We start from the raw sequence: 6,685 nt of genomic DNA, 5'->3' as shown, positions 1-6,685 counted from the left end.
CGCAGGCGGGCGACGCGATCCTCGGCATGGGTGGCGCGGGCTTCGGTAATGCGTGTATCGAGCGCGTCGAGCTTGGCTTCGCATTCGGCGCGGGCGGCGACGGCAGGCGCCGCGGCGGCCAGCAGCGCGGCCGCAAGGAAGGGCGTAAGTCGTTGATTCATCATGCTTGTTTGTTGTTTTCCAGATTCGGCCGGTCTGGCGCGGCAAGGTCATGTGCCGCGCGTCGATGGGTGCCTCCCCGGGCGCTCGGTTCGCCTGGCTTGTCGGGGCACGACCGGATTTTGGCCCATTTCGGCCGCCGTGGGCACGGGAAGTGGATTCCCTTTGACCGCGTTGCCGTATTTCCTTTATAATTCAGGGCTTTTCCGCATTCATGCCCACGGAAAAAGAACAGGGAGAGCCTGCACCGCGCCTTGAAGCGCACACAGACAAGCAGGACGAACACATCGGGCAAAGCATTTTTTTTGGATCGATCATGAAGACGTTTTCCGCAAAAGCCCATGAGGTGACGCGCGAATGGTACGTGATTGACGCGACGGATAAGGTTCTCGGCCGTGTTGCCAGCGAAGTGGCACGCCGTCTGCGCGGCAAGCACAAGCCTGAGTTCACTCCGCACGTCGACACTGGTGATTTCATCATCATCGTCAACGCGAGCAAGTTGAAAGTCACGGGCAACAAGACGCTGGACAAGAAGTACTACCGTCACTCGGGCTACCCGGGCGGTATCTATGAAACGACGTTCGGCAAGATGCAAGAACGCTTCCCGGGCCGTGCGCTCGAGAAGGCGGTCAAGGGCATGCTGCCGAAGGGCCCGCTCGGCTACGCGATGATCAAGAAGCTGAAGGTCTACGCAGAAGCGACGCATCCGCACTCGGCTCAACAGCCGAAGGCGCTCGAGATCTAAGGGGACCCACATGATCGGTAACTGGAACTACGGTACGGGCCGCCGCAAGAGCGCAGTCGCACGTGTCTTCATCAAGGCTGGCAAGGGCGACATCATCGTCAACGGCAAGCCCATCGCTGACTACTTCTCGCGCGAAACGTCGCTGATGATCGTGCGTCAACCGCTGGAACTCACGAACCACGGCCTGACGTTCGACATCAAGGTCAACGTCAACGGCGGCGGCGAAACGGGTCAGGCAGGTGCAGTGCGCCACGGCATCACCCGTGCACTGATCGACTACGATGCGACGCTCAAGCCGTCGCTGTCGAGCGCAGGCTTCGTCACGCGCGATGCGCGTGAAGTCGAGCGTAAGAAGGTCGGTCTGCGCAAGGCACGCCGCGCCAAGCAGTTCTCGAAGCGTTAATTCCGCTTCATGGCTTCGCCGCTCCCGGGCGGCGTCTGCCCGAAAAACCGCCAGCTTTCGCGCTGGCGGTTTTTTTATGTCCGCTTCCAGGCGCGTGCTGCCGCGGCCCGCGCGGGCGTGTTTGACGAAATCGACAAGAACCTATTGATTTCATGGACTTCAGCACGATCTTCTGATCGGCCCTACAATAGCGGCTAAAGCTTTTTGGAGAGTTCGCAATGAACGCTGTTACCGAATCCGCAGCAACGACGGCCGAAATGCCGGTTCCGTTCGTCTTCACCGACGCCGCAGCCGACAAGGTCAAGCAACTGATCGACGAAGAGGGCAATCCCGACCTGAAGCTGCGCGTGTTCGTGCAGGGCGGCGGCTGCTCCGGCTTCCAGTATGGCTTCACGTTCGACGAGGAAGTCAACGAGGACGACACCGTGATGAACAAGAACGGCGTCCAGCTCCTGATCGACTCGATGAGCTACCAGTACCTGGTCGGTGCCGAGATCGACTACAAGGACGACCTCAACGGCGCCCAGTTCGTGATCAAGAACCCGAACGCGAGCACCACCTGCGGGTGTGGTTCGTCGTTCTCGGTCTGAGCGCACGATCGATCGTGTCCGGTTCGCCGGAATGAAAAACGGGGCTTCATGCCCCGTTTTTTTATGTCCGTGCGCAACGGCGATGCGGCGCCCGCGTTGCGGCGGGTGTCGCGTCAGCGCGGATAGAGCGCGCCGAGCACGCGGTTGCCGGCTGCCCCCGTGACCGTCGCGAGATTGCCGGGCTGGCGCGCGGTGAAACGGTACGCGAGCCAGGCGAACGCGAGCGCCTCGACCTGTTGAGGCGGCACGCCGAGCGCGGCCGTCGTATCGACCGTGGCCGGCACGCCGGCCTCGTGCAGCGCGTGCCGGAGCGCGTCGAGCAGCACCGGATTGCGTGCGCCGCCGCCGCAGACGAACACGGCCTTGCAGCCCGCTGCGTGTTGCGCGATCTCGTGTGCGACCGACACGGCGGTGAGCGCGACGAGGGTTGCCTGGACGTCCTGCGGCGCGACGTGTGCGAACGCGGCGAGCTTCGCGTCGAGCCACGCGGGATTGAACAGGTCGCGCCCGGTGCTTTTCGGCGGCGGCGCAGTGAAATACGGCTCGTCGAGCAGCGCGTCGAGCAGCGGCGCGTGGACGGTGCCGCGCGCGGCGAACTTGCCGCCGTCGTCGTACGGCTTGCCGAGATGACGGGTCGCCCATTCGTCGAGCAGCGCATTCGCGGGGCCGCAGTCGAAGCCGCGCACGTCGCCGCCTTCGCCGGGCAGGATCGTGATGTTGCTGATCCCGCCGAGATTGCAGACGACGCGCGTCTCGCCCGGCGCGCCGAATACCGTCGCATGGAAGGCCGGCGCGAGCGGCGCGCCGTGGCCGCCTGCGGCGACATCGCGGCTGCGGAAATCGGCGATCACGTCGACCTGGGTCAGCTCGGCGAGCAGCGCCGGGTTGTTGATCTGCCGCGTATAGCCGCGCTCGGGGCGATGGCGCACGGTCTGGCCGTGCACGCCGATCGCGTGGATCTCGTCGCGCGACAGCCCGGCCGTGCGCTGCAATTCGTGGCAGCACACCGCATAGCGTGCGACCAGCGCGTTCGCGGCGACCGATTCGCGGTCGATTTCATCGTGGCCGGGCTGCTGCAGCGCGAACAGCGCGTCGCGCAGCGATTGCGCGAAGCCGACGAACGCTTCCGCGAGCACGACCGGCGCTTTGCCGGCCTCGAAACGCACGGCGACGCCATCGACGCCGTCCATGCTGGTTCCCGACATCAGCCCGAAGTAGATGCCGTCGGCCGGATGGGCGTTTTGCGGCTGTCGTTGCGGCACGTGGGGTCCTCCTGGATCGTGCGGCGCGGGCCGGTGCCGCGCGCCTTGCGCCCGATTATCCGCGCAACATGACGCGCCGTTAAGCGATGCGCGCGCAAGTTATGGGAAAATCCCTGCTTTTGCGACATTCTTCCTGGCACCGATGAGCACCGAACCCAGTTCCAAGCCTGTTTTCCCGATCACCGACGAAGTCCGGCATGCGCTCGCCGTCACGAAGCGCGGCGTCGACGAGCTGCTGGTCGAGGAAGAGTTCGCGCAGAAGCTCGCGCGCAGCGCGGCCACGGGCACGCCGCTTCGCATCAAGCTCGGCCTCGACCCGACCGCACCTGACATCCACATCGGCCATACGGTCGTGCTGAACAAGATGCGTCAGCTGCAGGACCTCGGCCACACGGTGATCTTCCTGATCGGCGATTTCACGTCGCTGATCGGCGACCCGTCGGGCCGCAACGCGACGCGCCCGCCGCTCACGCGCGAACAGATTGAATCGAACGCGAAGACCTACTTCGAGCAGGCCGCGCTCGTGCTCGACCGCGAGAAGACCGAAATTCGCTACAACAGCGAATGGTCGATGCCGCTCGGCGCGGACGGGATGATCAAGCTCGCGTCGCGCTACACGGTTGCGCGGATCCTCGAGCGCGAGGATTTCACGAAGCGCTTCCAGGGCGGCGTGCCGATCTCGATCCACGAATTCCTGTACCCGCTGATGCAGGGCTACGACTCGGTCGCGCTGAACGCCGACCTCGAGCTCGGCGGCACCGACCAGAAGTTCAACCTGCTGGTCGGCCGCGAACTGCAGAAGCAATACGGCCAGGAACAGCAGTGCATTCTCACGATGCCGCTGCTCGAAGGCCTCGACGGCGTCGAGAAGATGTCGAAGTCGAAGGGCAACTACGTCGGCATCAGCGAGCAGCCGAACGACATGTTCGGCAAGCTGATGAGCATCTCGGACACGTTGATGTGGCGTTACTTCGAACTGCTGTCGTTCCGCCCGATGGACGAGATCGGCGGCTTCAAGCGCGAGATCGAAGGCGGCCGCAACCCGCGCGACTTCAAGGTGCTGCTCGCGCAGGAAATCGTCGCGCGCTTCCACTCGCAGGCCGACGCCGAGCGTGCGCTCGAAGATTTCAACCACCGCGCGAAGGGCGGCGTGCCGGACGACATTCCGTCGGTCACGCTTGCGGGCGCACCGCTCGCGATCGGTCAGTTGCTGAAGCAGGCCGGCCTCGTGCCGTCGACGAGCGAGGCACTGCGCAACATCGAGCAGGGCGGCGTGAAGATCGATGGCGCGACCGTGTCGGACAAGGGCCTGAAGGTCGAAGCCGGCGAGTTCGTCGTGCAGGTCGGCAAGCGCCGCTTCGCACGCGTCACGCTGACCGCATGATCGCGCTGATCCAGCGCGTGAAGCGCGCCGACGTGCGCGTCGGCGACCGCACGACGGGCGAGATCGGTGCGGGCCTGCTCGCGCTGGTCTGCGCGGAGCGCGGCGACACCGACGCGGCGGCCGACAAGCTGCTGGCGAAGATGCTCGGCTATCGCGTATTCAGCGATGCCGCCGGCAAGATGAACCTGCCGGTGTCGAATATCGACGGTGAGGGCCGCGCAGGCGGCCTGCTGCTCGTGTCGCAATTCACGCTGGCGGCCGATACCAACAGCGGGCTGCGGCCGAGCTTCACGCCCGCCGCGCCGCCCGACGAGGGTGCGCGGCTGTTCGACTATTTCGTCGCGGCCGCGCGTGCGCGCCATCCGGTCGTCGAGACGGGCGAGTTCGGCGCCGACATGCAGGTGTCGCTCGTCAACGACGGCCCCGTGACATTCTGGCTGCAGGTGCGGCCCTGATTCTTCCCCGGAGACGCGCCGCGATGGCCACCACGCAGATTCTTTTCATCCGCCATGGCGAGACGGCCTGGAACCGCATCAAGCGCATCCAGGGGCATATCGACATCCCGCTGGCCGAATCGGGCCTCGAGCAGGCGCAGCGGCTTGCCGCGAGGCTCGCGCGCGAGGCGCGCGACGGCGCGCGGCTCGATGCGATCTATTCGAGCGACCTGATGCGCGCGCAGCAGACCGCTCAGCCGTTCGCCGACGCGCTCGGGCTGTCGCCGCGGCTGCGGGAAGGGCTGCGCGAACGCTCGTACGGCCAGTTCCAGGGGCACGACAGCGCCGAGATCGAGACGCTCTTCCCCGACGCCTACGCGGCCTGGCAGACGCGCGACCCCGGCTTTGCGCCGGAGGGCGGCGAGTCGCAGCGCGAGTTCTATCACCGCGTGCTGCATGCGCTCGAACCGATCGTTGCCGAGCATCCGGGCGGCCGGATCGCGTGCGTCGCACATGGAGGCGTGCTCGACTGCGTTTATCGCTTCGCGAACGGTATCGAGCTGTCGGCGCCGCGCAATTATCAGCTGCTCAACACGAGCATCAACGTCGTCGATTACGTGGATGGCCGCGCGCAAGTCGTGCAGTGGGCCGATGTGTCGCACCTGGACGCTGCAAGCGACGACGACGGGTACCGCAAGGTGCTCTGAGCCAGCAGGCCCCGTCCGGCATCGCCGGCCGGGGTTTCCTTCCCGTGTGGTGCTTGCCGCTTACGGCTTATTGCGGCAGCGCGTGGCGCGTCTTGTAGTCGAGCGCGTACGCGATCTTGCCGGGCTTGTCCGCCGCGATCGGCTGGCGCAGCTTGTCGAATTCCCCCTTGTTGTATTTCTTCCCGCCGTTGATCGTGTCCGCGCGGCCGAGGTCGGCGCCCGTCTTGCCGTCGATCACCGGATCGGTGGCCGCGACCATGCGCGTCGACGCATTCCAGACCGCGTTCAGGTAGCCCGTGTCGGCCTTTGCCGGATCGGGGTCGGTTGCACCGCCACGCGTCAGGTCATAGCCGGCGAGCGAGAACGTGCCCGGTTGCGCGCGCAGCCAGTCGGCCCAGTAGAACTCGAGGTAGTCGGTGGTTTGCGCGGGCTTGCTGTAGCCGATGTCGCGCGTGAAATAGACGAGCGAACGGTAGCGGTCGTTCGTCATCCCGAGTTTCAGGCCGAGCCCGGTCGGCAGTTGTGCGGCCGTGATCGGCTTGCCTTCGCCGTTCTTGAGGCGCAGATAGCCGCGGCTCTGCATCTGCTGCCAGAACGCGTCGCCCGAGTAGTCGCTGAGGTTGTCCTTGACGACGACGTGCACGTGCAGCGCCGGGCCGCCGTCGAGCGTCTCGTAGTAGGTCGACAGGCCGTGGTGGCCGTCGGTCAGGTACAGCGCGTCGCCGTTCGGGCCGATCACGACCGGGTTGAGCACCGAGCGGTCGCGGGCGTTCGCATCGGTCGTCGTGCACGTGTAGCTCGCGGGTTCGCGCAGCGCCGACCTGGCCGTGTAGCCGCCCGAAGCGACGCCGCCGAGGCCTTCGTCCGCGCAGAAGTCGTCGAGTTTCTTGTCGGGCTGCAGTTCGTAGCGGCCGAGCTTGTAGTAGATCTGGTCGTAGCCGATCGCGCCTTGCGTCGGATGGAGGTCGCCGAGCGTCACGTCGATCAGGTCGCCCGCGCGA

The 6,685-nt window shown here is 65.7% G+C and carries 9 protein-coding genes; 7 read left to right on the top strand and 2 right to left on the bottom strand.

Going from position 1 to position 6,685, the window contains the following annotated elements; translation table 11 throughout:
• Positions 1-475 precede the first annotated feature (475 nt).
• From rplM to erpA, 4 genes are read left to right on the top strand one after another with little or no spacing between them, the layout of a single operon-like run.
• Complete coding sequence (rplM, locus tag JYJ84_RS25010) at positions 476-904, top strand: 50S ribosomal protein L13 (protein WP_041490553.1); 429 nt, start codon at positions 476-478, stop codon at positions 902-904.
• 10 nt (positions 905-914) lie between these two features.
• Complete coding sequence (gene rpsI / locus JYJ84_RS25005; RefSeq protein ID WP_122944482.1) at positions 915-1,307, top strand: 30S ribosomal protein S9; 393 nt, start codon at positions 915-917, stop codon at positions 1,305-1,307.
• Positions 1,308-1,316: 9 nt separating this feature from the next.
• Entirely contained in the window at positions 1,317-1,505 is a 189-nt protein-coding gene (locus JYJ84_RS25000; RefSeq protein ID WP_164462493.1) for a hypothetical protein, read from the top strand.
• 20 nt (positions 1,506-1,525) lie between these two features.
• Positions 1,526-1,897 carry an iron-sulfur cluster insertion protein ErpA gene (erpA, locus tag JYJ84_RS24995; RefSeq protein WP_011350956.1) on the top strand — a complete coding sequence of 124 codons (372 nt, stop codon included), beginning with the start codon at positions 1,526-1,528 and terminating at the stop codon, positions 1,895-1,897.
• Between the two features lie 113 nt (positions 1,898-2,010).
• Here the strand turns inward: erpA and JYJ84_RS24990 are convergent, their stop codons facing one another.
• Positions 2,011-3,159: an anhydro-N-acetylmuramic acid kinase gene (locus JYJ84_RS24990; RefSeq protein WP_175222376.1), complete on the bottom strand. Its 1,149-nt coding sequence runs from the start codon at positions 3,157-3,159 to the stop codon at positions 2,011-2,013.
• A 142-nt stretch (positions 3,160-3,301) separates the two neighbouring features.
• On the opposite strand from JYJ84_RS24990, the gene tyrS reads away from it, so the two are divergent.
• The 3 genes from tyrS to JYJ84_RS24975 are packed head-to-tail and all read left to right on the top strand — an operon-like array spanning position 3,302 to position 5,684.
• Positions 3,302-4,543, top strand: a complete 1,242-nt coding sequence (gene tyrS / locus JYJ84_RS24985; protein ID WP_174963138.1) for a tyrosine--tRNA ligase — start codon at positions 3,302-3,304, stop codon at positions 4,541-4,543.
• Positions 4,540-4,998, top strand: coding sequence for a D-aminoacyl-tRNA deacylase (gene dtd / locus JYJ84_RS24980; RefSeq protein WP_011350959.1), 459 nt, complete (start codon positions 4,540-4,542; stop codon positions 4,996-4,998). Before tyrS ends, dtd begins: the two co-directional genes overlap by 4 nt.
• Positions 4,999-5,021: 23 nt before the next feature.
• Positions 5,022-5,684, top strand: coding sequence for a histidine phosphatase family protein (locus JYJ84_RS24975; RefSeq protein ID WP_122944486.1), 663 nt, complete (start codon positions 5,022-5,024; stop codon positions 5,682-5,684).
• A gap of 67 nt (positions 5,685-5,751) precedes the next feature.
• On the opposite strand, the gene JYJ84_RS24970 is transcribed toward JYJ84_RS24975, so the two are convergent.
• Positions 5,752-6,685: ParB/Srx family N-terminal domain-containing protein (locus JYJ84_RS24970; RefSeq protein ID WP_205189573.1), on the bottom strand; the 934-nt coding region annotated here is incomplete at its 5' end.

This window comes from Burkholderia sp. LMG 13014, from assembly GCF_905232215.1.
Classification (GTDB): Bacteria; Pseudomonadota; Gammaproteobacteria; order Burkholderiales; family Burkholderiaceae; genus Burkholderia.
Note: the sequence above shows the minus strand (reverse complement) of the source record. Positions and strands in the feature narration are given on the sequence as shown.

Coding starts and splice junctions, on each gene's coding strand:
- rpsI (WP_122944482.1), top strand. CDS start 915: ATGATCGGTAACTGGAACTACGGTACGGGCCGCCGCAAGAGCGCAGTC.
- rplM (WP_041490553.1), top strand. CDS start 476: ATGAAGACGTTTTCCGCAAAAGCCCATGAGGTGACGCGCGAATGGTAC.
- JYJ84_RS24975 (WP_122944486.1), top strand. CDS start 5,022: ATGGCCACCACGCAGATTCTTTTCATCCGCCATGGCGAGACGGCCTGG.
- erpA (WP_011350956.1), top strand. CDS start 1,526: ATGAACGCTGTTACCGAATCCGCAGCAACGACGGCCGAAATGCCGGTT.
- JYJ84_RS25000 (WP_164462493.1), top strand. CDS start 1,317: ATGGCTTCGCCGCTCCCGGGCGGCGTCTGCCCGAAAAACCGCCAGCTT.
- tyrS (WP_174963138.1), top strand. CDS start 3,302: ATGAGCACCGAACCCAGTTCCAAGCCTGTTTTCCCGATCACCGACGAA.
- dtd (WP_011350959.1), top strand. CDS start 4,540: ATGATCGCGCTGATCCAGCGCGTGAAGCGCGCCGACGTGCGCGTCGGC.